We start from the raw sequence: 24,926 nt of genomic DNA on the forward strand, positions 1-24,926 counted from the left end.
CATGGAATACCGATTGCTCGGCAAAAGCGGGCTGGCCGTATCGGAGCTGTGCCTCGGCACGATGATGTTCGGCAATACGACATCCGAAGAAGAGGCGGCACGCATGATCCACCATTTTCGCGGCGAGGGCGGCAATTTTCTGGATACGGCCAACGTTTATGCCGGGGGCAGGTCGGAGGAGATCGTCGGACGGGCGATCGCAGGCAATCGGGACGAATATGTGCTGGCCACCAAGGTGCGCATGCAGACGGAGGAGCATATCAACGGAGCCGGACTGTCGCGCAAGCATATCGTTCAGAACGTGGAAGCGAGCCTGAAGCGGCTCGGAACCGATTATATCGACCTCTATCAGGTCCATGTATGGGATCACGCGACACCGCTGGAGGAGACGCTGCGCGCTTTGGACGATCTCGTCTCCGCCGGCAAGATCAGATACATAGGATGCTCCAATTATTTGTCCTGGCAGATGATGAAGGCGCTCGCCATGAGCGACAGCCGGGGCTGGTCGCGCTTCATCAGCGTGCAGCCGCAATACAGCCTCCTGAACCGCGAGATGGACAGGGAGATGGTGCCTCTCTGCCTGGAGGAGAACGTCGGCATCATTCCATGGGCGCCGCTCGGCGGAGGCTTCCTGACCGGCCGTTACGGGCGCCAGGAGCCGACAGAAGGCAGGCTGACCGCGAATGCCGGCGAGAGCTCCTGGCAATACCGGAATACGGATTCTAATTTCCGCATCCTGGACGTCTTGATGGAGGTCGCTGCGCAAGCCGGCAAGACGCCGGCGCAAACGGCTCTCCGCTGGCTCATCCAGCAGAAGGGCATCACATCGCCGATCTTCGGAGTGAGCACTTACGCGCAGTACGAAGAAAACATGGGAGCTGCGGGCTGGGAGCTTACGAAGGAGCAATTCGAAGCTTTGGACGAGGCGAGCCGCCTTCCTTCGGAATATCCGGCGCGATTCCTGGAGAAGTTCCGCAGGCCTCTCTGACAGCGGGCCGTCGGCGTCTCCACGCGAAACGGGAGGCGCCCCGCTTACGTATATGGACAAGCCGCCTTAACCAGGCCGACAAAATCAAACGCAGAGGTGACCCTATTGTCTCGTTCCTGGGAACGCAAAGTACGCCGCAATTCGGCGCAGATCAATGCAACGAGAAAGAAGAGGGGACAGACCGCCATCAAGCCCGCGGTATCCGGGGATCGTACGGAACGGTTCAAGGGCCGCAACTACATCTCCCCGATCATGCTGGTGCTGTTCGTCGCCTTGTATGTGCTGATCCTTCCAAAAGATGAAGGAGCGACGAACTGGAACTGGATCGTCGTGGCGATGTACGTCTTCCTGGCCCTGATGTTCTTCCTGAGGCGCCCCTATTTGGCGGTCGGAGCCGATTTTGTGCAGACACGCCGCATGACCGGCGACAAGCGACTGAATAAAGAAGCCATCAAAGGCATCTCGGTCATGAAAAGCTATGTCGTCATCGAGCAGGTCAAAGGGGCGAACTGGGTGTTCTCCCGGGTGCTGAACCGATATCCTACGGACCGGATGGCGGCCAGCCTGGAGCAGTTCGCCGCCCGCAACGGCATTCCTTTTACGCAGAAGTGACATCGGGCTTGCAGCCGTCAGCAGGGACATAATGGTTCGGGGGGAAGAGAGAGATGGCGAAGAAAGCGGTCCTGTTTGATCTGGACGATACGCTCCTGTGGGACGAACGGAGCGTGGACGAAGCCTTCCAGGCCACTTGCGAATGGGCGCAGGAGCAGTCCGGCGCAGATCCGAAGCGTCTGGAGGCGGAGGTGAAGCGGGAGGCGAGAGAGCTGTACAGCTCTTATGAAACGTTCCCGTTCACGCAGCAAATCGGCATCAATCCGCTTGAAGGGCTGTGGGCCCGCTTTGCGGAGGGAGAGCTGGAATCGTTCCGCAAGCTGGAGCAGCTCGCTCCAGGCTACCGGAAGGATGCGTGGACCCGCGGCCTCTCGGCTGTCGGGATCGACGATCCGTTACTTGGAGCGGAGCTTGCCGAGCGCTTCCCGAAGGAACGCCGCGAGCGGCCGATCGTATACGAAGAGACCTTCGAGGTGCTTGAAGCCCTCAAAGGCAAGTACAAGCTGCTTCTGCTTACGAACGGATCCCCGGATCTGCAGCAGGAGAAGCTGCTCGGCGTGCCCGAGCTGACCTCCTACTTCGATGAGATCGTCATCAGCGGCAATTACGGCAAAGGCAAGCCGGATGCCGGCATATTCCGCCATGCGCTTGAGCTGCTCGGAGTGGATCCGGAGGATGGCATCATGGTCGGAGACAAGCTTACGACCGACATTCTCGGAGCGAATACGATCGGCATGACATCGGTATGGATCAACCGGGGCGGCAAGGCGAAGAATCCGGAAATCGTGCCCAGCCATGAAATTACGAGATTGGATCAGCTCATACCGCTGCTTGCATGAAGCGCCGCATGCCGGTGCCGATACGCAAATCATCCGCGTCCCGAGCGACCGGTGCGGAAATGCGGCCGGCAGCGCAAATCGGCGATAGGAATGACCATCCGCTAATAAAAAGGCTGCCGCCCTTGCCGTCTTCGATCGAAGACGGCGGGCGGCAGCCTTTTTTGGCGCCGGCAATCAAGCTTGTTGGAATTCAGGATCGGAATAGTTGTGGGCGATCCAGCCGTCCTTCTCGATGAACAGGCGTACCGCGACAATCTTGCGGTTGTCCATCAAGGTGAAGAAGTGGGGCTTGTTCTCCGGCACGGAAATGACGTCGCCGGCTTCAAGCTCGACGTCGAAGTAGCCGACTTCATCGGAGCCCTTGATGATGAAGATGCCTTTGCCGGCTGTGATGGCGCGGATCTCATCCTCGGTATGGGTGTGGACGTTCTCGAATTTCTGGAGCAGCTCGTCCAGATTCGGCGTCGACTCGGACAGGGTGATGATATCCCAGATCTGATAGCCTCGGCGGCCGGCCAGATCCCGGATTTCGGAGTCGAACGTTTCCAGGATGGAGGCTTTTTCGTCGTCGCTCAGGGTGAACTTCTCCTGCAGGGACGCGTCGAGCTTGCTCATGTCCCAGTGCTCGTAAAGCACCTCTTGGGAGTCCAAAAATGCTTTCACCTGATCATCGCCGGAAATGCGTTCGTTCGTATTGCGGATGCGGATTTCAGCCATCGGCAATTCCCTCTTTTCCCATTGAAATGAATTGAATATAGCGCTAATTCCTATTATAAATCAACTTTCGGGGGTTGTCGATTACAGTTCTTTTCACTCCAGCGTTGATCTGATAGACTAAAGGATAACGATTTTTGACGGAGAGGTGCAGAAGATTGTCGAAGCCAAGTTTGCAGGAAATGCTTGAGAAGCGCATCTTGATACTGGACGGAGCCATGGGCACGATGATCCAGCAGGTCGATCTGACGGCCGAAGACTTCGGCGGCGAGGAGCTGGAGGGCTGCAACGAGATGCTCGTGCTGACCCGGCCGGAGATCATCCGCAGCATCCATGAGCAGTACCTGGAGGCGGGAGCCGATCTCATCGAGACCAATACATTCGGGGGAGCGAGCATCGTTCTCGCCGAGTACGACATTCCGGAGCGGGCCCGGGAGATCAATCTCGCGGCAGCGCGCATCGCGAGGGAAGCGGCGGACAAGTACTCCACCGCCGAGCATCCGCGCTTCGTCGTGGGCGCGATCGGTCCGACGACGAAAACGCTGTCGGTGACAGGCGGCGTCACCTTCGAAGGCTTGGTGGACAGCTATTTCGAGCAAGCGGTCGCTCTGATCGAGGGCGGCGTCGACTGCATGCTGCTGGAGACATCCCAGGACACGCTCAACGTCAAGGCGGGCAGCATCGCGATCCGCAACGCCTACGAGGCGACAGGCAAGACGCTGCCGCTGATGATATCCGGCACGATCGAGCCGATGGGCACGACGCTGGCCGGCCAGAACATCGAATCCTTCTACATCTCCCTGGAGCATCTCAATCCGATCTCGATCGGGCTCAACTGCGCGACAGGCCCGGAATTCATGCGCGACCATATCCGCACGCTGAGCGATATCTCGCTGGCGGCCGTCAGCTGTTACCCCAATGCGGGCCTCCCGGACGAAAACGGCCATTACCATGAATCTCCCCAGTCGCTCGCCCTCAAGATGGGCGCGTTCGCCGAGAACGGCTGGCTGAACATCGCCGGCGGCTGCTGCGGCACGACTCCGGAGCATATCCGGGCGATGGCGGAAACGATGAGCCGGTACGCCCCGCGCGGCCGCGGCGGCAGCCATCCTCCAGCCGTATCCGGCATCGAGACGGTCTACATCGAATCCGACAACCGTCCCTACATGGTAGGCGAACGGACGAATGTGCTCGGCTCGCGCAAGTTCAAGCGCCTCATCGTGGAAGGCAAATACGAGGAAGCGGCTGAAATCGCCCGCGCCCAAGTCAAGAAGGGCGCCCATGTCATCGACGTCTGCCTCCAGGATCCGGACCGCGACGAAAGCGAGGACATGAAGAAGTTCCTCGACATCGTCGTCAAGCTTGTGAAGGCGCCGCTCGTCATCGACACGACCGATCCCGCGGTCATCGAGCTGTCGCTCAAGTACAGCCAAGGCAAAGCCATCATCAACTCCATCAACCTGGAGGACGGCGAGGAGAAATTCGAGCAGGTCGTGCCGATCATCCACCGTTACGGGGCAGCCGTCGTCGTCGGCACGATCGACGAGCGCGGACAAGCCATCACAAGAGAGGACAAGCTCGAGGTCGCCAAGCGGTCCTACGACTTGCTCGTGGACAAATACGGCCTCCGTCCGGAGGATATCATTTTCGATCCCCTCATGTTCCCTGTCGGAACGGGCGACGAGCAGTACATCGGATCGGCGGAGGAAACCGTCGAGGGCATCCGGCTCATCAAGCAGGCGATGCCCAAATGCCATACGATCCTAGGCATCAGCAACATCAGCTTCGGGCTGCCGGAAGCCGGACGCGAGGTGCTCAACTCCGTGTATTTGTACGAATGCACCAAGGCGGGCCTCGATTATGCGATCGTCAATACGGAGAAGCTGGAGCGGTACGCATCCATTCCCGAGCATGAGCGCAAGCTGGCCGAGGACCTGATCTACCGCACGAACGACGAGACGCTGGCCGCTTTCGTCGCGGCATTTCGCGAGAAGAAGGTCGAGAAGAAGGAGAAGGTGTCCAGTCTCCCTCTGGAAGAGCGGCTTGCTTCCTATGTGGTGGAAGGGACCAAGGAAGGCTTGTCCGCCGATCTGGACGAAGCTCTCGGCAAATACTCCGCCCTGCAGATCATCAATGGCCCGCTCATGAAAGGCATGGACGAGGTCGGACGGCTGTTCAACAACAATGAGCTCATCGTCGCCGAGGTGCTTCAGAGCGCCGAGGTCATGAAGGCATCCGTCGCGCATCTCGAGCCTCACATGGAGAAGACAGAGTCGTCGGTCAAGGGCAAGATCATCCTGGCCACCGTCAAGGGCGACGTGCATGACATCGGCAAAAATTTGGTCGAAATTATTCTTTCCAATAATGGGTACCATATCGTCAACCTGGGCATCAAAGTGCCGCCGGAGCAGCTGATCGAAGCCCAGCGCCGGGAAAAGGCGGACGCCATCGGCCTCTCGGGTCTGCTGGTGAAGTCCGCGCAGCAGATGGTCATCACGGCCCAGGATCTCCGCAATGCCGACATCGACGTGCCGATCATGGTCGGCGGAGCCGCCTTGACCCGCAAGTTCACGAAAACGCGGATCGGTCCGGAATATGACGGCCTGGTGCTCTACGCCAAGGACGCCATGGAAGGCCTCGACCTCGCCAACAAGCTGATGGACAAGGACCATCGCGCCCGCATGAATGAAGAGCATGCCGAAGCGAAGGCCGGCGGCGCCGTCGCCGTGGAGGAGAAGCCGGAGCTGCCGCAGCAGACCCGCGCGGTCCGCTCTTCCATCAACCGCGATGCTCCCGTGTATTTGCCGCCGGATCTGGACCGCCATATTCTGCGCAACGTCCCTATCCCGCATATCGTTCCTTATGTGAACATGCAGATGCTGCTCGGCCATCATCTCGGCGTGCGCGGCAAGGTGGAGGAGCTGCTGGCGGCCCGCGAGCCCAAGGTGATGCAGCTCAAGGATACGGTCGATTCCATTCTGCATGAAGCGGTTAAAGAAGGAATTATCCGGGCTCACGGCATGTACCGGTTTTTCCCGGCCCAATCGGAAGGCGACGATATCGTCGTGTACGATCCGCAGGAGCCTTCCCGGGTTCTCAAGCGCTTCAGCTTCCCGCGGCAGCAGGTCGAGCCTTACCTCTGCCTGGCCGATTATCTGAAGAGCGTGGACAGCGGCATCATGGACTATGTCGGATTCCTCGTCGTGACGGCGGGAGAAGGCGTCCGCGATCTGGCCGGAGAATGGAAGGACAAAGGCGACTACCTGCGCTCCCATGCCCTGCAGTCGGTCGCTCTCGAAGTGGCGGAGGGGATGGCGGAGCGCGTCCATCATATGATGAGGGATATGTGGGGCATTCCGGATTCTCCGGACATGACGATGAAGCAGCGCCACGGCGCCCGCTATCAGGGCATCCGGGTTTCGTTCGGCTACCCGGCCTGCCCGAATCTGGAGGATCAGGGCCCGCTGTTCGAGCTGCTGCATCCCGCGGATATCGGCGTCGAGCTGACCGAGGGCTTCATGATGGAGCCGGAAGCATCGGTGTCGGCGATGGTGTTCGCCCATCCCGAGGCCAAGTATTTCAACGTCGACAAAGCTTAACGGAAATGGAATGGAAGGGGGAGCCGCCATAAATGGAACTGACGTTATTGGGAACCGGCGCCGGCAGGCCCTCGCGCCTGCGCAACGTGACCTCCGTTGCCCTGACGCTTCCGCAGCCGCGCTGCTCGGTGTGGCTGTTCGACTGCGGAGAGGCGACCCAGCATCAGCTGATGCGCACTCCGCTCAAGATGAGCAAGGTCGAAGCCGTGTTCATCACTCATATGCACGGGGATCATGTCAACGGCTTGCCCGGACTGCTCAGCAGCCGCTCCTACCACCCCGGGGCAGGCAAGCTCCGTCTGTTCGGACCGGAAGGAATCCGCGAGTATGTGCAGGCCGTCTTCCGGCTGACAGCCTCGCATCTGGACTATGAGCTCGAGATCACCGAGCTGGCGCCCGGCGTCGTCTACGAGGATGAGCTGTATGCCGTCGAAGCGGACAGGCTGGATCATCGGGTGGCGAGCTGGGGGTACCGGATCGTCGAGAAGGACAAGCCCGGCGCCCTCGACTCCGCCAAGGCGCGCTCGTTAGGCGTCCCGTTCGGCCCTCAGCTCGGGCTGCTCAAGCAAGGAAAGGACATCACGCTCGACGACGGACGCGTCATCCGCAGCGGCGACGTGCTTGGACCTGCATTGCCGGGGCGGATCGTCACCGTCCTCGGCGATACGGTTCCTTGCCCGGCGATATCACGCCTGGCCAAGAATGCGGATCTGCTTGTCCACGAGGCGACGTTTGAAGGGGCGATGGCGGACAAAGCGAAGGCGTACGGGCATTCCACGACGCTCCAGGCGGCCGCCGCCGCAGCCGAAGCGGGCGCGCGCAGGCTGGTCATGACGCATTTCAGCAGCCGCTACCGCGACGAGGACATGCCGGCGCTGGTCGCCGAGGCGCGCGGCATCTTTGCGGAATCCTACGCGGGAGCCGACCTTCTGACCGTCCCTATTCCCAGACAGGGTGAAGACGAGCCGGAGGGCTCCTGCTGGATTTGAGCCGGAGGGCGGCAGCACTGCCGCGATGAGCTTATCTATAGAGTTCCAAGAACGGCCATTTTCCGTATCGGCGGGAAATGGCTGTTTGCCTTGCGGCGGCTCACCTGCCCCTGTGAAGGAGGGGAATGCCGCAGTGCTGTTCTTGCCGGGCGGGATCCGGACCGCCAGCGGAAGCAGGCGGCTGGGATCAAGCGGGATCGAGACGTTCCGGCGCAGGCGCGCTGCGGAAGGCTGTCGAGACGCAGCATCAACAGGCATGGATGGTTCTGCGGGAAGCGGAAATCGAGTCTGCATTTGTCGATATTAATAATTTATGCAATTAAATATAAATGATGCGAAAGGTATGGAGCGCGGAAAGACGCTCGAAGCTCTCGCCTCTCTCGGAAACTCTTTCTATTGTTCTGGCAAAACGAACAGATATTCGCTAAAATGTCACTAGAAGAGGTGACGGCATCATGATGAAAAAGAAAACTCTTTCCGAGCTGATCCAGGAGCTGCGCGGAAATGAACATATAGCCAATTGGCATGAAATCGAGCCGCAGGAGGCGCGGACCCGGCCGATGCCCGAGAGCGTCGACCCGCGGATCGAGGACGCCCTCGGCAAGCGGGGCATCGCGGAGCTGTACACTCATCAGAGCAGCGCGTACGAGACAGTCCGCAAAGGGGAAAATGTCGTCGCGGTGACGCCTACCGCCTCGGGCAAGACGCTTTGCTACAATCTGCCCGTGCTGCAGGAGATCGCGGACGACGATTCCAGCCGGGCGCTGTATCTGTTCCCGACCAAAGCTCTCGCTCAGGACCAGAAGAGCGAGCTGAACGAAATCATCCGGGAAATGGGCATCGACATTAAAAGCTATACGTACGACGGAGACACTTCCCCTGCGATCCGGCAGCTCGTGCGCAAGGCCGGGCATATCGTCATCACCAACCCGGATATGCTCCATTCCGCCATCCTTCCCCATCATACGAAGTGGGTCAGCCTGTTCGAGAACCTGAAATTCATCGTCATCGACGAGCTGCATACATATCGCGGCGTATTCGGCAGCCATGTCGCCAACGTCATCCGGCGGCTGAAGCGGATATGCGCTTTTTACGGCAGCAATCCGGTGTTCATCTGCACGTCGGCGACGATCGCGAATCCGCGGGAGCTCGCGGAGCATCTCACTGGAAGCCCGATGCGGCTGATCGACGACAACGGCGCTCCGAGGGGGCGGAAGCATTTCGTCTTCTACAACCCGCCTGTCGTCAACGAAGCGCTCAACATCAGGCGGAGCGCGACCGTCGAGGTCAACAACCTCGCCAAGGAATTCCTGAAGAACAAGATCCAGACGATCATCTTCGCCAGAAGCCGGGTCCGGGTCGAAATCATTCTGAGCCACATCCAGGAGCTCGTGAAAAAAGAGATCGGGCCGAAGTCGATCCGCGGCTATCGGGGCGGCTACCTGCCGAACCAGCGGCGCGAGATCGAGAAGGGGCTCCGCAGCGGCGATATTCTCGGCGTCGTCAGCACGAACGCGCTGGAGCTCGGCGTCGACATCGGACAGCTCCAGGTATGCGTCATGACGGGCTACCCCGGCAGCATCGCCAGCAGCTGGCAGCAGGCGGGACGGGCGGGACGGCGCCACGGGGAGTCGCTCATCGTCATGGTCGCCGGATCGACGCCGGTCGACCAGTACATGGTGCACAACCCCGACTACTTTTTCGAGCGGAGTCCTGAGGCGGCGCGGATTAACCCGGAGAATCTGATCATCCTCGTCGATCACTTGAAGTGCGCGGCGTACGAGCTGCCCTTCAAGGAAAGCGAGGAGTACGGTCCGCTTGATGTCGGCGACATCATGGAGTATTTGGTCGAGGAGCGCGTCCTGCACAAAAACGCCGATACGTTCTACTGGGCGAACCAGTCGTTCCCTGCCAGCGGCATCAGCCTGCGCTCCGCTTCCCAGGAAAATGTCGTCATCGTCGACCAGTCCGACGTCGCGAACGTGCGCATCATCGGGGAGATGGACCGGTTCAGCGCCATGACGCTGCTGCACGACGAGGCGATCTACCTTCATGAGGGCGTCCAGTTCCAGGTGGAGAAGCTCGATTGGGACCACAAGAAAGCTTATGTGCGCGAAGTGGACGTGGAGTATTATACCGACGCCAATCTCGCCATCAACCTCAAGGTGCTGGAAATCGACAAGACGAAGGAGCGGCGGGCGGGCTCCCTGCACTTCGGAGATGTCACCGTCAATGCCATTCCGACGATCTTCAAGAAGATCAAGATGTCGACCTTCGAGAATATCGGATCGGGGCCGATCCATCTTCCCGAGGAGGAGCTGCATACGTCATCGGCCTGGGTCGAGCTCAGGCAGGTCGACGACGACATCGGCGCCAAGACGCTGGAGCAGCTCCTGCTCGGCATCGCCCATGTGCTCAAGCATATCGTGCCCGTGCTGGCGATGTGCGACCGGAACGACATCCATGTCGTGCCGCAGATCAAGGCGGCGCATACGCAGCTGCCGACGATATTCGTCTATGACCACTATCCGGGTGGCATCGGCTTGGCGGACGAGGTGTACAAGCGGTTCGACGAGGTTCGGGACGCGGCCCTGAACATGATTTCCGGCTGCCCGTGCAAGGACGGATGCCCTTCCTGCATCGGCACGGAAATAGAGGGAAGCGACCTCAAGCGAAGGAGCATCCGGCTTCTGGAGCGGTTGTGATACCTTATGGGATCGCCAGACAGAAGAGAGGAGGCGGCTCATGAGCAGCCTGCGCGAGAAAATGAACCGGCTGAAAGGAATCAAGACCGCAGAGGCGGATCAAGCGGCCGGGTTTCCTGCCGCCGCTGAGCTTCCGGTGAAACAGCCGGTGCAGGACGCATCTCCATCCGAAGCGGCAGCGGGCGGGCTCGCCTCCGCCGGACCGGAATGGGACCGCCACGGCGTGAAGCTCGTCGCGAACGAAGCCGGCGATTGCCTGGAGAGGCGTCTCCTGCTGCCGCTCGGCCACCGCAGCGGGCATCATTCGCTCGCGGAGTGGGCGGGAACGGCCGGTCAGCTCGGCGCCTTCCATCCGGAGGCGGGCGAGGCGCCCCATGCCGGCAACGTCCTTTTCCTCGACCTGGAGACGACCGGCCTCGGGGCCGGGACGGGCAACGTCCCGTTCATGATGGGGCTGGCGTACTTCGAGGACGGAGCCTTCATCCTGCGTCAGTTCCTGATCCGCCATCCCGCCGAGGAGCGGGCGATGCTGCAGGAGCTGCTGCTCCTGCTGCCGCGCTTCCGCTGGCTCGGCACGTACAACGGGCGCTCCTTCGACTGGCCGCTCGTTCAATCCCGGTTCATCATGAACGGCTTCCGCGGGACGCCTGAGCTGCTGCATCTGGATTTTCTCCACCCGTCGAGGAGCATATGGAAAAATACGCTTGTCTCCTGCAAGCTCAGCCATGTCGAAGAAGAGCGTCTCGGCATCTTCCGTGCGGACGATGTGCCGGGATCGCTGGCGCCGGCGCTCTATTTCCAATATTTGGCCGAAGGCGATCCCGATGTGCTGGAGGGCGTATTCCGCCATAACGAGCAGGATATGATCACCCTTGCCTGCCTGGGCATCCGCTTCGGCCATCTGCTCGCCGGGGCTGTCGGAGAGCGGATGCCGATGCCCGAGGAGAACGAGGAGCGGCTGCGCACCGGATTGTGGCTGGAGAAGATGGGGCGGACGGCTGACGCCGAGCGTCTTTTCGCCTTGGTGGAAGCCTCGGAGAAGCCGGCTCCATCGGCTTGGCATGCGCTGGCGATGAGGGAGAAGAAAACTGGCAATTGGGACCGGGCTGTGGTATTGTGGCAGAAAGCCGCCGCCTGCATGAGGACGGCGCTTATTCCGAACGTGGACGCCCATGTGGAGCTGGCCATGTTCTACGAGCACAAGCGCAAGGATGTCCACTCGGCTCTCGCCTATGCGGAGGAAGCGATCGAGCTGTTCGCGGGCAGGCCGCATGATTACCGCAGCGCCAAGCGGCGGGCCGAGCAGGAAGCCTTGCTCAAGCGGCGCGACAGGCTCCGCCGCAAATGCGGAGGGGGCGGCGCCATGCTGGAGGTTGACAGATGACGAAGACATACAGCTTGCCGGGTATGCCGGCGCCGGACCGGCCGATCGGCGGCCTCCTGCTCGACCTCGACGGAACGATCTATCGGGGCGGGCAGGCTGTCGATGGGGCCGGTTCTCTTGTGAGGGCGCTTCGCGATGCCGGAGTTCCCTACAAATATGTGACGAACAACTCCTCCTCCAGTCCCGAAGCCGTCGCGAAGAGGCTGCGGGATATGGGCGTGGATGCGGAAGCGGATGAAGTATGCACTTCTTCCCAGGCGGCAGCGCGGTATGCGGCCGAGCGCTTTCCGGGCGGCAAGGTATTTCTGATCGGCGAGGAAGGCTTGGCGGAAGAGCTGGAGCAAGCGGGCCTGGTGCTGGTCGAACGGGATGCCGATCTCGTCGTCCAGGGCATCGACCGCGCCTTCTCCTACGCCAAGGCTTCCGAGGCGGTGAGAGAGCTGCTGGCGGGAGCGGAATACATCCTGACGAATCCCGATCTGCTGCTGCCTTCCCATGGAGGCCTCTTTCCGGGGGCGGGCTCCATCGGGGCGATGCTGGCCGCCGCTTCGGGAGTGAAGCCTGTCGTCATCGGCAAGCCGGAGAAGATCCTGATGGATTATTCGCTGGAGAGGATCGGTCTGGCGGCTGGCGAGGTGTCGGTCGTCGGCGACAACCTGGCGACCGACATCGCCGCGGGCAAGAAGAGCGGCTGCGGCACCATTCTTGTGCTGACGGGACTGACGACCCCGGACAATTACGCCCGCTACGCGGAAGCGGCGGATGCCGAGCCCGATGCCGTCTGCGGCTCGCTCGCCGATTTGCAATCGTATATATTGAAGTACATAGGGCGATAAAAAGAACAACACGAGGGAAAGGAAGCGAGACTTCATGCCGGAATATCCTGAAATGGACCACTATCGGATGCTGCTGGGCGCTTCCGTCGCCGGACAGCGGATCCGCAAAGTCGCCGTCGAGCGGGAAAAGTCGGTCAATCTGCCGGCCGGCGAGTTCGTCTCCCGGCTGGAGGGCCGTACGATCTGGTTCGTCGAGCGGCGCGGAAAGCATTTGATCTTTCATTTGGACAACGGAGAAAGGCTGCTCCTGCATCTCATGCTGGGAGGCTGGATGTTCTACGGCTCCGAGGAGGAGCGGCCCGACAGAACCGTTCAGGTCCAATTGGACCTCGACAGCGGCAACCTGTATTTCATCGGTCTGAGGCTCGGCTACCTGCATCTGCTCTCCGCCAAGGAAACCGAAGGGAAGCTTGCCGCGCTCGGTCCCGAGCCCTTCGATCCGAGACTGACGCTCGCCGCTTTCACCGCCAGGCTCCAGGCCAAGAAGCGGAGCGCCTTGAAGACGGTGCTGGTGGACCAGAGCGTCATCGCCGGCATCGGCAACTGCTATTCCGACGAAATCGCCTGGGAAGCGAAGCTGCGCCCGGACGCCAAGCTCGGCGGGCTGAGCGAGGAGTCCTTCTCGCGGCTGTACGACGCGATGCATTCCATGCTGCTGGAGGCGCGCACCCGAGGCGGCTACATGGAGCATCCGTTCCAGACCGGCGACGAGGCGACAGGCGGCTATAACGACGATTGCAAAGTCTACGACCGTCCGGGCGGCGAATGCTGCCGCTGCGGCGGGACGATCGAGCAGCATGAAATGTCTTCGCGCAAAGTATTCTTTTGTCCGGAATGCCAGAAGGAATCCTGAGCCATGCCAGACAACCGGATCGGCTGCCATCTCAGTACTAGAGGCGGTTATCGGGCCGCGGCGGAAAGGGCTTCGGCCCTCGGCTGCGGCTCTTTTCAATACTTCCCGAAAAATCCGCGCAGTCTCGGCGTCAAAGCCTTCGATCGCCGCGACGCCCAGCGCTGCAAGGAATGGTGTCGGGAGCATGGACTGTCGTCCATCGCCCATTCCCCGTATCCGAACAACCTGGCTTCGGAGGATGCCTCCGTCCGCGATCGGACAGCCGAATCGCTGCTCAACGATCTCGACATCGCGGAGGCATGCGGATCGCTTGGCGTCGTCGTCCATTTCGGCATCTACAAAGGCTCGGATCCGCTGGAAGGCTATCGGCTGATGATCGGTACGCTGGATGATATCACTAGCCGCTGGGACGGAAAATGCAAGCTGCTCATCGAGAATCAAGCCGGCAATCACGGCTTCATGGGCATGACGCTGGAGGAGCTGGCGCAAGTGCGCTCGCTCTGCCGCGAGCCCGCCAAGATCGCCTTCTGCCTCGACAGCTGCCATCTGTTCGCCAGCGGAATTTGGAAAGGCGATCCCGGCGCGCAGTGGCATGCCGACGCGGAGAAGGCCGGCAGCCTGGAGCCTATCGCCGCCCTTCATTTCAACGACTCCGCATACGGCAGCGGCTCGCGGCGCGACCGTCATGCCCGGCTGGGCGAAGGCGTTGTAGGGGAAGCCGGACTCCGCTGGCTGCTTGAAGCGCTTCCCGGCATTCCTGCCGTCCTGGAGACGGCTTCCGGCGCAGACGGAACGCACCGGGAGCAGCTGCACATCATGAAGTCATGGGAGGAACGGACTTGATCCATGTCTATCTAGATGATTTCCGCCGTTGTCCGGAAGGCTTCGTCCATGCCCGGAATGCGGAGGAGTGCATCGCCCTCATCGCTTCCGAGGACATCGGCATCCTCTCCCTGGATTTCGATCTCGGCTGGGGCCAGCCTACGGGACTCGAGGTTGCCCGCCACATCGCGGAGAGCGGCCGTTATCCGCAGGAAACCTATCTGCATTCATCCAGTACGGAAGGCAGGCAGATGATGTACAAGCTCCTGTCGGACTCGCTTCCGGCAGGAAGCCGTCTTTCCTACGCCTCCATGCCGGAAGAGACGCTTGCCAGAGCGGCAGGCGGCGGAGCGGCCGATGCCGCATCAATTCAAGAGAAGAACGGGTGAGCAGCATGGCAATCATATCCTTGCATCATTTGAGGCTGCAGCGGGAAGAACGAGAAATTCTGCAGGACATAAGCCTGACCGTACAGCCGGGCGAGCAGTGGGTCGTGCTGGGCCGCAACGGCTCCGGCAAAACGACGCTTCTCGAAATGCTGACGGGTTATATGTTCCCGACATCCGGAACGGTCGAGGTGCTGGGCAACCGGTACGGAGAATGCGATGTCCGCGAGGTGCGCAAGAGAATCGGCTACATCAGCCAGTCGCTCGTGGAGAAGCTCGCTCTTGCCGACCCCGTATGGGAAGTGGTCGCTACCGGGGAGTATGCTTTTTTGCGCTTTTATCAAGAGATCCCGGAAGAGGTGCAGGGCAAGGCGCTGAGGCTCCTTGAGGAGTGCGGGCTTCGCCATGCCGCCCTGCAGCCGTTCGGAACGCTGTCGCAGGGGGAGCGCAAGAAAGTGCTGCTCGCGCGAGCGCTCATGAGCGATCCGGCCATCCTGATCCTGGACGAGCCTTGCTCCGGGCTGGATCTGTACGAGCGCGAGAAGCTGCTGGCGGAGACAGGCAAGCTCGGAAGCCGCAGCATGACCGTCATTTATGTCACGCATCATATGGAGGAAATCATGCCAATGTTCACTCATGTGGCCTTGCTGCAGGACGGAAGGCTGATCGCATCCGGACCCAAGAAGGAAGTGTTGACGGAACGCGTGCTCGGCGATGCCTATGAGCTTCCGTTGGCGGTGGAATGGGCCCATGGCAGGCCTTGGATCAAAGTAGGAACGGATGGTGCGGCAGGTTGAGTCAGTGGATCGGAACGGCGAATAAAAGTTATGCATCCTATGCGATGGAAGAGCTTCGCAGGCAATTCGAAGGCATCTCCATCACGCAGCTTTCCCCTGGGGAAGCTTTTCTGTTCGAAGTGCCGCTTGAGCAAGAGGCGGTGCTGGCGTCCATCAAGGCGGAGCAGCCGATTTTCCTGAGGCATCTGCAGCCCGTGGACGCGGTTCGGTCGATCTCGGCCGATGCGGATGACCTGGACTGGCTCAGCGACTGGATCCGGCTCTCCCGCGGCAAGCTCGAGGGCAAGCGCGCGGGCGTCCACGTACGCAAAGCGGAAGGAAGCCCTTATCCCTATTCTGCGGCCGATACAAAAGCCGTCGCGGCCGCGATGCTGGAGCAGTGCGGAGCTGAGCCGGAACAGAAGCACACCGAGATTCTAGTCGCGGTATATGCATCCCGGGATACGCTGTATGCCGGCATCGGAACGCCTGCCGAGATGCTGTCCGATTGGCCGGGTGGAGCGGTGCGCTTCCAGAAGGAGGAAGGCCAGATCTCCAGGGCCAAGTTCAAGCTGCTGGAGGCGGAAAGAGAGTTCGGGCTCGATTATGCCTCCTTCCGGAACGCGGTCGACATCGGCGCGGCTCCGGGAGGGTGGACGTCGCTCCTGCTGGAGCGCGGGCTGCGGGTGACCGCTATCGATCCCGCCGAGCTCCATCCGTCGCTGCTGGCTTACCGGACGTTGACCGTGCTCCGCAAAAACGCGGCCGAAGTGAGCTTCCAGCCTGGCGCTTTCGACCTGCTCGTCTGCGATATGAGCTGGAGCCCGATGCAGATGACGAAGCTCGTCCTCGATCTCGTTCCGGCTCTGCAACAGGGCGGGACGGCGATCGTGACGGTCAAGCTGATGCACCGCAAGCCGCTGCAGACGATCCGGGAAGTGAAGAGCCGCCTGTCCGCCGCTTTCGACATTCTCGGCGCCAGGCAGCTGTTCCACAACAGGGAGGAAATGACCCTGTATTTGAAGAAGAAATAACCGATCAATTTATGCGAAGCGGCAGCGGGAAAGCATCCCGGCTATGCGCAGGCTCTCTTTGGAGAGGCTGCGCCATAGCCGGGTTTTTGCATTCCAGGCTGCCTAGCGAGGGAGGCGGAGCGGTATGGAAGAGGATACGGCCGATATTCATCCGCATGGGGAGAGCTTGGCTGCTGGCAGCCTGGTCGGCGGCCGGTACAGGGTGGCGGCGCAAATCGGACGCGGGGGGATGAGCCGAGTGTACGCCGTGGAGGATATCCGGCTGAACCATAAATTACGGGCATTGAAAATAAATGCGGCCAACCATGCTGCGCTGACGGCGGAGGAAGCCTTCATGCTCATGCGGCTCGAGCACCCCCACCTGCCTCAGCTGCTGGATTATTATCCTCCGGGCTCGGGTTCCGCAGAAATACTCGTCATGGACTATATCGACGGCCAGACGCTCCAGCAAGCGGTCCATGCCCGGGGCAGAGGGCTGGAGCCCCATGAAACGGCGGCGATATCGCTGCAGCTGTGCTCGGCGCTGTCGTATTTGCACCGCCAGCAGCCGCCGGTCATCCACCGGGACTTGAAGCCGTCCAACGTCATGATCGACAGGGAGGGGCGGGTCAGGCTCATCGACTTCGGCATCGCTCGCAGCTACAAGCCGGGCAGCCGATCCGACACGCGCCGTCTGGGAACGCCGGGTTTTGCGGCTCCGGAGCAGGAATCGGGAGGGCAGAGCGATTCCCGTACCGACATATACGGACTTGGAAGTCTCATTCGTTGGCTGATGCTGGGCGGCGAGTCTCCCGATGGACTCCACGCGGAGAGCGCAGGGGAAAGGCTGCCTCCATGGCTCTTGCACATGCTGGAGCGGCGGCCGGAAGACCGGCTGCCGTCCATGGAGGAGGCGGCCAGGGAGATCCGGTCTTGGGCCGACAGCGCCGGCGCGGGCTCGGCCGATAAGGGCAGGGCATCGGCGTTCGGCCTTACCGGAGGCGCTTTGTCCGGAACCGTATCGGTGCTGTCTCTCTCGCCGGGCAGCGGAGCGACGTTTTTGAGCTTGATGCTTGCGCGGCATTTGGAGGAGACGGGCCTGCCGTTCCAGCTGATCGAGGCTCCCGGGGGAGAGCCGGAATACTGCGCCTTGATCGGAAGCCCGGCGCTGCCGACTGCCCCGGACGGGCCCGACTCTCGCTACCGGCGTCTCGGAGGCGTCCGCGCATCGTGGCAGGTGCTTCATCCCGAGCCTGCGCCCGCCGCCGCCGACCAGGATGCGCGTTTCCGCCTGATGGCTTCCGGAGGCGGGGAGGGCGCCGTCATCGTCGACTGGTCGTCCCGCTGGCATGAGGCCGCCCTGGCGGAAGAGTGGGCTTCCGGTTCCGGGCTGCTCGTCGTCTGCGCGGATCCCAACCCCGCACGGTGGAGCCAAGCAAGGATCGCCGGCCTGAACCGGCTGCTGCGGATAAGGGAAGCTGCCGGGCTCCGTACGGTGTGGGCGGCATGCAAGGACGCTCCCTTTCCGGAAAGGTCCGAATGGCTGGCGCTGCTTCCGGAAAAGCCAGCCATCGTAATCCCTTATTTGGAGCCGTCCGAATGGTACGCGCTGCTCTGGAGAGGGATGCCGCTGCCGCGAAAGGGGAAATCGGCCGCTGCGCTCCGCCAGGCGCTGGCGGCTTTGGCGGCCATGCTTCCGGGTTTGAAGACCTAACGATTACTGCATGGAGCTTCGTGAAGCGAGCCCGGTTCGGGCAAGGCTGAGCGCGGTTGTTTCCTGGAATGAATCCGCTCGTAATTCATCCATATTATGGTAATATAATGAAAAGAGAGGCAGGGGGTGGGAAAATGAAAGCAGGCTACATTCTGATGGCGGCTCTAGGGATAGCCCTGATCGTTTTCGGGCTTTTGCCCGCTGTTTATGCGTACCCTTACAGCAGCGGCCCCGACTCCGGCCCGAGAAACGATTGGGAGCTGATGCTGATGATTGCCTATGAAAACGGCACCGCGAGCGTCGCTATCGGCATTCTGCTCCTTCTGCTGGCGGCTTCGATGATGTTCTTTTTCAACAAAAAAAAGGCAGCGGCCTAGTCATCCGGCCGGTTCCGCCGCAGGCGGCGGACGGTAATCCGCTTCCAGCATGGCGATCCGGCGCCTCTTCGCGGAAGGGGAAGCCAAGCAGCCCCATAATGTGATACAATATCCCATTAGGAACCCTAATCGGGATATTTTCTCTGCATAAAGACAGGAATGGAGAATGGAACTTACATGAGCTTACTGACCGTTGAAAATTTATCGCATACATTCGGAGACCGCGTCCTGTTCAGGGACGTGTCGTTCCGCCTGCTCGCAGGCGAGCGCGTAGGATTGGTCGGTGCGAACGGCACCGGCAAGTCGACGATGATGAACATCCTGACCGGCAAGCAGCTGAAGGACGAAGGCCGAGTCGAATGGACGCCCAAGATCCGTTACGGCTACCTCGACCAGCATACGAAGCTGGAAGCGGGCAAGACGATCCGCGACGTGCTGCGCGACGCCTTCGGGCCGCTGCTTGAGCTGGAGAAGGAGCTGAACGAGGTGACGGCCGCCATGGGCGAGCCGGACGCCGACCTGGACGTGCTGCTGGAACGCATGGGCGAGATCCAGGAAGAGCTCGAGATCGGGGATTACTACCTGCTCGACGTGAAGGTGGATGAAATGGCGAACGGCCTCGGGCTCAGCGCCATCGGCCTCGACCGCGACGTCACGGCGCTCAGCGGCGGACAAAGGACTAAAGTACTGCTCGCCAAGCTGCTGCTGGAGAAGCCTACGGTCCTACTGCTCGACGAGCCTACGAACTATTTGGATGATGAGCATATATCCTGGCTGGCGAACTATCTGCGCAATTATCCCCATGCGTTCATCCTGATCTCCCATGACACCGGCTTCATGAACGCCGTCGTCAGCGTCATCTACCATCTGGAATTTTCCCGCCTGACCCGCTACACAGGCAACTACGAGAAATTCCTGGAAATGGCCGAGATGAATAAAGCCCAGCATCTGGGAGCATACGAGAAGCAGCAGGAGTTCATCAAGAAGCAGGAAGACTTCATCCAGCGCAACAAGGCCCGGGCCTCCACCTCCGGCCGGGCGAAGAGCCGCGAGAAGCAATTGGACCGGATCGACCGCATCGACAAGCCGGAAGAAGCGGCGAAGCCGACGTTCAGCTTCAACGAAGGGCGGACGAGCGGCAAGACGATCTTCGAGGCGAAAGGCCTCTCCATCGGCTATTCCAGCCCGCTTCTTCCGAAGATGGACATGCTCATCGAGCGCGGCGACAAAATCGCCATCGTCGGCTGCAACGGCGTCGGCAAATCGACGCTCCTGAAAACCATATTGGGCCGCATCGAGCCGCTCGACGGAACGGTGTACCGCGGCGATTACCTGCTGCCGGCCTACTTCGAGCAGGAAGCGAAGGCTCCTGGGCTGACGCCGCTCGAGGATGTATGGAACGAGTTCTCGTTCATGAACCAGCATGAGGTCCGCGCGGCTCTAGCCCGCTGCGGCCTCAAGAACGAGCATATCACCCGCAGCCTGAGCCAGCTGAGCGGCGGCGAGCAGGCCAAGGTGCGGCTGTGCAAGCTGATGCTGCGCGAGAGCAACTGGATTCTCTTCGACGAGCCGACGAACCATCTGGACGTCGTGGCCAAGGCCGAGCTCAAGCGCGCGCTCCAGTCCTACCGGGGCACGATCGTCCTTGTCTCCCACGAACCTGATTTCTATGAGGATTGGGTGACGAAGACCTGGGATGTCGAAGCCTGGTCGATGGAGCAGCAGGCCCAGAGCTGATATAGGGCAAGCTGTTCAAGCGGGCATCATGAAATATCCGGCTGTCAGGAGCCAGGAACCGCCGAGCGCGGCTCCGGATCTTCGACAGCCGTCTTGGCAGCCAGGCGGCGGCGCCGCCAATCTACCGGAAAGCAGGTGACATCCAAGAATGAATGAACGTGTGCTGGTTATCGAGGATGAAGAAAGCATCGCGCGCATCCTCCAGCTGGAGCTGGAGCATGAAGGCTATCATGTCGGCCATGCTCCGGACGGGCGCAGCGGCTTTCTGCAGGCATCCTCGGGAGAGTGGGACCTGGTCCTGCTCGACGTCATGCTGCCGGAGCTGAACGGCATCGAGGTGCTGCGCCGGCTCCGCCAGGCAGGCAATCCCATCCCCGTCATTCTCATCACAGCCCGGGATACGGTGCCGGACAAGGTCAGCGGCTTCGAGCACGGAGCCAACGATTACATCACCAAGCCCTTCGCGATGGAGGAGCTGCTGGCGCGCGTGCGCAATCTGCTGCGCATCTTCCAGCAGAATCCGAAGGAATCCGAAGGCTCCGACCTGCTCAAGATCGGCGATCTGACGGTCGAGCTGCGCACGCGCAAGGTGTTCCGCAAGGAGCTCGCCATCGACCTGACGCCGCGCGAGTTCGAGCTGCTCGTCTATTTGGCGCAGCATAAGAACGAAGAGAAGTCCCGGGAAGAAATCCTGTCCGAAGTATGGGGGTACGATTTCATGGGCGAGACGAATCTCGTCGACGTGTACATCCGGTACCTCCGCCAGAAGCTGGACAAGGGCTTCCGCCACAAGCTGATCCATACGGTGCGCGGAGTCGGCTACATGATGAAGGAGCCGGAGGCATGACTCTCCGCAAGCGGTTCACCCTCTTCACGATCTTCTGGCTCATCTTCATCCTCATCCTGTTCAACATCTTCGTCTACTTGTTCATGACGAAGATCACGACGCGCAGCGAGCAGCAGGTCATGATGAACAAGGTGAACCTGATTCTGGAGAACAACAAGCTGAACGACAAGACGCATCTGGCGGACGAAGGGCTGCTGAGGGAGTTCTACAACGTCAACGAGCTGATCCGGATCATCAGTCCGGAGGGCAAGACGGTCAATCTGCAGGGCTCCGACACCGATCTGCTGGCGCTGCCGGTCAAGTTCGTCGCCTACCGGGAGTCGGGAGAAAGGTTCGTCGGCAGCACGAGGGTTCTGTTCATGAAGGTGCCGCTGTACCAGGATTCCGAAATCATCGGCATGCTTGAGATCGAGCGCAAGCTCAACCTGCAGGACAGCTACATGAAGGTGCTTGTGGCGGCTTTGTCCGTGACCAGCATCGGCGCCATCCTGTTCGCGATCTTCGGCACGTACTGGTTCACCTCGAGGCTGACCGCCCCGATCCAGCAGATGGTGCAGACGATGAGGGAGATCGACCGCAGCGGCAAGCTGCGGAAGATCGAGATGGGGGACAAGGAGGAGTCGGCCGAGCTGCTCCAGCTCCTCCGCGCCTTCAATCAGATGATCGAGAGGCTGGACCGCACGTTCGCCCGTCAAAAGCAGTTCGTCGCGGATGCGTCGCATGAGCTGAAGACGCCGCTGACCGTCATCGTCAGCTACGCGGGCATGCTGAAGCGCTGGGGCCGCGACGACGCCGCGATCCGCGAAGAGGCGATCGATGCGATCGCCAAGGAGGCGGAGCGCCTCCAGAACCTCACCAAGTCGATGCTCATGCTGGCCGAAGCGGAGCAGGAGGATTGGCTCAATCTGGAGACGTTCGACGTCGTCCAGATGGTCGACGAGCTGGCCGGCATGCTGCAGGCGACGTTCCAGCGCCCGATCCGGGTCCATACCTCCGCTGGCGGACTGAAGATGTCGGGCGACAAGGACAAGATCCGCCAGCTGCTCGTCATCCTGCTGGACAACGCCATCAAGTACAGCAAGGAACCGATCGACGTCACGGTGAGCGCGGTCAAGCAGTCCGTGCGCGTCCATGTGACGGACAAGGGCATCGGCATTCCCGAGAACGAGATTCCGTACCTGTTCGAGCGGTTTTACCGCGTGGACGGGGCGCGGCGCCGCACGACCGGCGGCGTCGGGCTCGGCCTCTCGATCGCCAAGAGGATCGTCGAGCTTCATGAAGGCCAGATCGACGTGTTCAGCAAGCCGGGCAAGGGAACGACGATCACGCTCCAATTCCCGCAGACGCTGAAGGGCAACGGCGGCCGGTAGCGTCGCCGGCCTCCTGGCCGCCGCGGGAAGCAAAAAAGCCGCATCGCCCTCGATATCGAAGGCGATGCGGCTTTTATCATCATTCGTAAGGTATCGTCTACAGGATGCGCTTGGCGGTGACGTAGTGATTGTTCCAGTAAGAGGTGCCGAGGCTGGAGATCGTCACGCCTGTTTTGCCGTATGTGTGCAGGATCTTGTTGGAGCCGGCGTAAATGGCGACATGGCCGATGCTCTTGCCGGAGCTGCCGGTGAAGAAGACGAGATCGCCCTTGCTGAGATAGCCGCGGGTAACCTTCACTCCCTTGGCCGCCTGCTCGCTGGAAGTCCTCGGCAGGGAGACGCCGGTTTTCTTGTAGACGTATTGGGTGAACGAAGAGCAGTCGAATGCGTATGTAACGCCGCTAGGAGCTCCGAGGCGGTAAGGAACGCCCAAGTACTGCTTGCCGTAGGAGAGAAGCTTTTCCGCCTGCGGCGTCGCGGCATGTGCTGTCGATGCAGAGCCAAGAGCGAGTCCCGACACTCCAAGGACAGCGCAGAGGCCGATGTTCATGATTGTCTTTTTCCATTTGCTTGTGCGCATGTCTTGTGGTGTCCCTCCATCATGGTGTACGTTGATTATGTAGTGTTGCTTACAAAAAGGATCATAACACACCTTTTGTATCCTAAACATTTCCAGAAAGAAAGAAAACCCAACCAAATCGCGATGCAAAAGGCTTTATGAGAATACGGTGAGAATCCTCTCATAATTGGTTGGCAGTTTATTAAAGGAGGTTAATGATGAAATTCCGCGTAAGCGCGGTCCAGTATGAACTGGCCGATATCGATTCCTTTGACGAATTCGCCGCTCAAGCCGCCCATTATGTCCGCAACGCCTCGGAATACGGCACCCAGTTCGTGCTGTTCCCGGAATTCATGACGACGCAGCTCCTCAGCATCCGAGGGGAGGACGGCAAGGCGCGGGGCATCCAGTCGCTGCCGGACTTCACGGAGGCGTACGAAGGGCTGTTCGCCGGCCTTGCCCGTGAATACGGCATGCACATCGTCGCAGGCACCCACGTCGTCCGCACGGCGGAAGGCAAGCTGAGGAACACGGCGTATTTGTTCGGACCCGACGGGGGCATGCGCACGCAAGCCAAAATCCATCTGACGCCGACCGAGGTGGAGGAATGGAACATGTCCGCCGGAGACGGCCTGGAGGTGTTCGACACTCCGTACGGAAAAATCGCGATGCTGACCTGCTACGACATCGAGTTTCCCGAAATCGTGCGCATGGCCCGGGCCAAAGGGGCGGACGTCATCTTCTGCCCTTCCTGCACGGACGACCGCCACGGCTTTTACCGCGTGCGCTATTGCTGCCATGCGCGGGCTGTCGAGAACCAGATCTATATCGTGGCGACGGGAACGGTCGGTTCCTTGCGCCGGGTGGACTTCATGAGAGCCAACTACGGCCAGGCCGCCGTCATCACTCCGAACGATATCCCGTTCCCTCCGAAGGGCATCATGTGCGAGGGGACGGAAAACCGCGATATGCTGATCGTGGCCGACCTTGACCTGTCCCTGCTCGAGGACGTCCGCCGGAGCGGCTCCGTGACGACGTGGAGAGACCGGCGTACGGATCTGTATCGCGATTGGAGCTGATTGCAGCGGGGGAAGGGAAGGTATGCATCCGATGCTGAAAAAACTGTATGTGATCCGCGCAGGGAAGCCGGTGGAAGCGACGATCCGCCGCTACGGCGATGAAGATGCCGAAGGGTTGATCCGGGTGCAGGAAGCGAGCTTCCCGCCTCCTTATCCTCACGAGCTGCTCTGGAACAGGGAGCAGATCCGTCAGCATGCCGCCCGCTTCCCGGAAGGAGCGCTGTGCGCCGTCGTGGAAGGGGAGATCGTCGGGTCCATGACCGGCATGCTGACGGATGGAAGACTCGCCGGAGACCATGACTGGGCCGCCGTCACCGACAGCGGTTATATCCGGAATCATGATCCGCAGGGGGACACCCTCTATGTCGTGGATATATGCGTCACCCCCGAGTACCGCAAGAGCGGCATCGGCAAGTGGCTGATGCAGACGATGTACGAAACGGTCGTGCATCTCGGCAAGGCCCGGCTGCTCGGGGGCGGCCGGCTGCCGGGCTATCATCGTCATGCGGCCGAGCTGAAGCCGCAGCAGTATGTGGACGCCGTGCTGAAGGGCGACCTCCATGACCCGGTTCTGACTTTTCTGCTTCGCTGCGGCAGGATGCCGGCCGGAATTGCAGAGAACTATTTGGAGGATGAGGAATCATGCCACTATGCCGCCCTGATGGAATGGCGCAATCCGTTCCTCATCCGGGAGCCGAAGAACTGATTGTAATGAAACCGATGAGGA

Annotated in this window: 22 protein-coding genes; 20 read left to right on the forward strand and 2 right to left on the reverse strand. The window is 60.8% G+C overall.

Annotated elements, in window-relative coordinates; translation table 11 throughout:
• The first annotated feature begins 1 nt into the window (after position 1).
• The 3 genes from CIC07_RS11660 to CIC07_RS11670 all read left to right on the forward strand — a co-directional run bounded on the left by CIC07_RS11660 (position 2) and on the right by CIC07_RS11670 (position 2,439).
• Entirely contained in the window at positions 2–988 is a 987-nt protein-coding gene (locus CIC07_RS11660; protein WP_076356142.1) for an aldo/keto reductase, read from the forward strand.
• A 96-nt stretch (positions 989–1,084) separates the two neighbouring features.
• Entirely contained in the window at positions 1,085–1,600 is a 516-nt protein-coding gene (locus CIC07_RS11665) for a hypothetical protein (RefSeq protein ID WP_234992918.1), read from the forward strand.
• A gap of 53 nt (positions 1,601–1,653) precedes the next feature.
• A complete protein-coding gene (locus tag CIC07_RS11670) occupies positions 1,654–2,439 on the forward strand; it encodes an HAD family hydrolase (protein WP_076356138.1) in 786 nt (261 codons plus the stop codon).
• A gap of 174 nt (positions 2,440–2,613) precedes the next feature.
• Here the strand turns inward: CIC07_RS11670 and CIC07_RS11675 are convergent, their stop codons facing one another.
• Positions 2,614–3,156, reverse strand: a complete 543-nt coding sequence (locus CIC07_RS11675) for a 1,2-dihydroxy-3-keto-5-methylthiopentene dioxygenase (protein WP_076356136.1) — start codon at positions 3,154–3,156, stop codon at positions 2,614–2,616.
• A 155-nt stretch (positions 3,157–3,311) separates the two neighbouring features.
• Here CIC07_RS11675 and metH point away from each other — a divergent pair, with 155 nt between their 5' ends.
• From metH to CIC07_RS11750, 15 genes are all read left to right on the forward strand, one after another.
• Positions 3,312–6,752 carry a methionine synthase gene (metH, locus tag CIC07_RS11680; RefSeq protein WP_076356134.1) on the forward strand — a complete coding sequence of 1,147 codons (3,441 nt, stop codon included), beginning with the start codon at positions 3,312–3,314 and terminating at the stop codon, positions 6,750–6,752.
• Positions 6,753–6,784: 32 nt separating this feature from the next.
• The gene (rnz, locus tag CIC07_RS11685; protein WP_076356132.1) at positions 6,785–7,741 is read left to right on the forward strand and encodes a ribonuclease Z; all 957 of its coding nucleotides are present in this window, start codon (positions 6,785–6,787) and stop codon (positions 7,739–7,741) included.
• A 458-nt stretch (positions 7,742–8,199) separates the two neighbouring features.
• Positions 8,200–10,446, forward strand: a complete 2,247-nt coding sequence (locus tag CIC07_RS11690; protein ID WP_076357022.1) for a DEAD/DEAH box helicase — start codon at positions 8,200–8,202, stop codon at positions 10,444–10,446.
• Positions 10,447–10,486: 40 nt separating this feature from the next.
• Complete coding sequence (locus CIC07_RS11695) at positions 10,487–11,830, forward strand: ribonuclease H-like domain-containing protein (RefSeq protein ID WP_076356130.1); 1,344 nt, start codon at positions 10,487–10,489, stop codon at positions 11,828–11,830.
• Positions 11,827–12,666, forward strand: coding sequence for an HAD-IIA family hydrolase (locus CIC07_RS11700; protein WP_094248026.1), 840 nt, complete (start codon positions 11,827–11,829; stop codon positions 12,664–12,666). The genes CIC07_RS11695 and CIC07_RS11700 overlap by 4 nt, the downstream gene beginning before the upstream one ends.
• A gap of 34 nt (positions 12,667–12,700) precedes the next feature.
• On the forward strand, positions 12,701–13,519 hold the full coding sequence (locus CIC07_RS11705; protein ID WP_076356128.1) for an Fpg/Nei family DNA glycosylase: 819 nt from the start codon (positions 12,701–12,703) through the stop codon (positions 13,517–13,519).
• A 3-nt stretch (positions 13,520–13,522) separates the two neighbouring features.
• On the forward strand, positions 13,523–14,362 hold the full coding sequence (locus CIC07_RS11710; protein ID WP_076356126.1) for a deoxyribonuclease IV: 840 nt from the start codon (positions 13,523–13,525) through the stop codon (positions 14,360–14,362).
• The gene (locus tag CIC07_RS11715) at positions 14,359–14,730 is read left to right on the forward strand and encodes a cyclic-phosphate processing receiver domain-containing protein (RefSeq protein ID WP_076356124.1); all 372 of its coding nucleotides are present in this window, start codon (positions 14,359–14,361) and stop codon (positions 14,728–14,730) included. The genes CIC07_RS11710 and CIC07_RS11715 overlap by 4 nt, the downstream gene beginning before the upstream one ends.
• 11 nt (positions 14,731–14,741) lie before the next feature.
• Positions 14,742–15,524, forward strand: a complete 783-nt coding sequence (locus CIC07_RS11720; RefSeq protein WP_076357018.1) for an ABC transporter ATP-binding protein — start codon at positions 14,742–14,744, stop codon at positions 15,522–15,524.
• A complete protein-coding gene (locus CIC07_RS11725; RefSeq protein ID WP_234992917.1) occupies positions 15,521–16,537 on the forward strand; it encodes an SAM-dependent methyltransferase in 1,017 nt (338 codons plus the stop codon). Before CIC07_RS11720 ends, CIC07_RS11725 begins: the two co-directional genes overlap by 4 nt.
• Before the next feature lie 124 nt (positions 16,538–16,661).
• Positions 16,662–18,230, forward strand: coding sequence for a serine/threonine-protein kinase (locus CIC07_RS11730; RefSeq protein WP_076356120.1), 1,569 nt, complete (start codon positions 16,662–16,664; stop codon positions 18,228–18,230).
• 68 nt (positions 18,231–18,298) lie between these two features.
• Positions 18,299–18,607: a hypothetical protein gene (locus CIC07_RS11735; RefSeq protein WP_139334418.1), complete on the forward strand. Its 309-nt coding sequence runs from the start codon at positions 18,299–18,301 to the stop codon at positions 18,605–18,607.
• Positions 18,608–18,784: 177 nt separating this feature from the next.
• The gene (locus tag CIC07_RS11740; RefSeq protein ID WP_076356115.1) at positions 18,785–20,344 is read left to right on the forward strand and encodes an ABC-F family ATP-binding cassette domain-containing protein; all 1,560 of its coding nucleotides are present in this window, start codon (positions 18,785–18,787) and stop codon (positions 20,342–20,344) included.
• Positions 20,345–20,492: 148 nt separating this feature from the next.
• Positions 20,493–21,191, forward strand: coding sequence for a response regulator transcription factor (locus CIC07_RS11745; protein WP_049867304.1), 699 nt, complete (start codon positions 20,493–20,495; stop codon positions 21,189–21,191).
• Positions 21,188–22,561 (forward strand): HAMP domain-containing sensor histidine kinase, encoded by a 1,374-nt coding sequence (locus tag CIC07_RS11750; protein ID WP_021877466.1) that lies wholly within the window; start codon positions 21,188–21,190, stop codon positions 22,559–22,561. The genes CIC07_RS11745 and CIC07_RS11750 overlap by 4 nt, the downstream gene beginning before the upstream one ends.
• Positions 22,562–22,658: 97 nt before the next feature.
• On the opposite strand, the gene CIC07_RS11755 is transcribed toward CIC07_RS11750, so the two are convergent.
• Positions 22,659–23,141: a C40 family peptidase gene (locus CIC07_RS11755; RefSeq protein WP_076356113.1), complete on the reverse strand. Its 483-nt coding sequence runs from the start codon at positions 23,139–23,141 to the stop codon at positions 22,659–22,661.
• Positions 23,142–23,338: 197 nt separating this feature from the next.
• Between CIC07_RS11755 and CIC07_RS11760 the strand changes: the two genes are divergently transcribed.
• Both CIC07_RS11760 and CIC07_RS11765 read left to right on the forward strand, forming a co-directional pair.
• Positions 23,339–24,199 (forward strand): carbon-nitrogen hydrolase family protein, encoded by an 861-nt coding sequence (locus CIC07_RS11760; RefSeq protein WP_076356111.1) that lies wholly within the window; start codon positions 23,339–23,341, stop codon positions 24,197–24,199.
• 31 nt (positions 24,200–24,230) lie between these two features.
• Positions 24,231–24,905 (forward strand): GNAT family N-acetyltransferase, encoded by a 675-nt coding sequence (locus tag CIC07_RS11765; protein WP_442953338.1) that lies wholly within the window; start codon positions 24,231–24,233, stop codon positions 24,903–24,905.
• The last annotated feature ends 21 nt before the right edge of the window (positions 24,906–24,926 follow it).

This window comes from Paenibacillus sp. RUD330, from assembly GCF_002243345.2.
In the GTDB taxonomy this organism is placed as follows: Bacteria; Bacillota; Bacilli; order Paenibacillales; family Paenibacillaceae; genus Paenibacillus_O.

What these genes read in the sequence shown, in the direction of transcription:
- CIC07_RS11670 (WP_076356138.1), top strand. Translation starts at nt 1,654, where the DNA reads ATGGCGAAGAAAGCGGTCCTGTTTGATCTGGACGATACGCTCCTGTGG.
- CIC07_RS11675 (WP_076356136.1), bottom strand. Translation starts at nt 3,156, where the DNA reads ATGGCTGAAATCCGCATCCGCAATACGAACGAACGCATTTCCGGCGAT.
- CIC07_RS11730 (WP_076356120.1), top strand. Translation starts at nt 16,662, where the DNA reads ATGGAAGAGGATACGGCCGATATTCATCCGCATGGGGAGAGCTTGGCT.
- CIC07_RS11765 (WP_442953338.1), top strand. Translation starts at nt 24,231, where the DNA reads ATGCTGAAAAAACTGTATGTGATCCGCGCAGGGAAGCCGGTGGAAGCG.
- rnz (WP_076356132.1), top strand. Translation starts at nt 6,785, where the DNA reads ATGGAACTGACGTTATTGGGAACCGGCGCCGGCAGGCCCTCGCGCCTG.
- CIC07_RS11690 (WP_076357022.1), top strand. Translation starts at nt 8,200, where the DNA reads ATGAAAAAGAAAACTCTTTCCGAGCTGATCCAGGAGCTGCGCGGAAAT.
- CIC07_RS11735 (WP_139334418.1), top strand. Translation starts at nt 18,299, where the DNA reads ATGAATCCGCTCGTAATTCATCCATATTATGGTAATATAATGAAAAGA.
- CIC07_RS11700 (WP_094248026.1), top strand. Translation starts at nt 11,827, where the DNA reads ATGACGAAGACATACAGCTTGCCGGGTATGCCGGCGCCGGACCGGCCG.
- CIC07_RS11695 (WP_076356130.1), top strand. Translation starts at nt 10,487, where the DNA reads ATGAGCAGCCTGCGCGAGAAAATGAACCGGCTGAAAGGAATCAAGACC.
- CIC07_RS11745 (WP_049867304.1), top strand. Translation starts at nt 20,493, where the DNA reads ATGAATGAACGTGTGCTGGTTATCGAGGATGAAGAAAGCATCGCGCGC.
- CIC07_RS11740 (WP_076356115.1), top strand. Translation starts at nt 18,785, where the DNA reads ATGAGCTTACTGACCGTTGAAAATTTATCGCATACATTCGGAGACCGC.
- CIC07_RS11705 (WP_076356128.1), top strand. Translation starts at nt 12,701, where the DNA reads ATGCCGGAATATCCTGAAATGGACCACTATCGGATGCTGCTGGGCGCT.
- CIC07_RS11660 (WP_076356142.1), top strand. Translation starts at nt 2, where the DNA reads ATGGAATACCGATTGCTCGGCAAAAGCGGGCTGGCCGTATCGGAGCTG.
- CIC07_RS11710 (WP_076356126.1), top strand. Translation starts at nt 13,523, where the DNA reads ATGCCAGACAACCGGATCGGCTGCCATCTCAGTACTAGAGGCGGTTAT.
- CIC07_RS11760 (WP_076356111.1), top strand. Translation starts at nt 23,339, where the DNA reads ATGAAATTCCGCGTAAGCGCGGTCCAGTATGAACTGGCCGATATCGAT.
- CIC07_RS11750 (WP_021877466.1), top strand. Translation starts at nt 21,188, where the DNA reads ATGACTCTCCGCAAGCGGTTCACCCTCTTCACGATCTTCTGGCTCATC.
- CIC07_RS11755 (WP_076356113.1), bottom strand. Translation starts at nt 23,141, where the DNA reads ATGCGCACAAGCAAATGGAAAAAGACAATCATGAACATCGGCCTCTGC.